The sequence below is a fragment of the Novosphingobium sp. 11B genome (genome assembly GCF_054589055.1).
Window position 1 is genome coordinate 1 of the sequence record NZ_BAAILP010000309.1, and the last position, 245, is coordinate 245.

The 245-nt window shown below is 60.4% G+C and carries 1 protein-coding gene; it reads left to right on the forward strand.

Going from position 1 to position 245, the window contains the following annotated elements:
• The coding region (locus ACYPYD_RS26235) for a transposase (RefSeq protein WP_459666589.1) at positions 1-245 on the forward strand (245 nt) is incomplete at both ends.

Here is a 245-nt window from a genome sequence, read left to right on the forward strand (position 1 = left end):
GCAGATGGATTACAACCTGCTCTTCCGCTGGTTTGTCGGCCTGGCGATGGATGCGCCGATCTGGGATGTCACGGTCTTCACCAAGAACCGCGAGAGGCTACTATCCAGGGACGTTGCCGCCAGGTTCCTGTCCGCCATCATCAACCAGGCCCGCGTGCAGGCTCTTCTGTCCGACGATCATTTCTCGGTGGACGGCACGTTGGTCGAAGCGTGGGCCAGCGTGAAGAGCTTCAGGCCCAAGGATG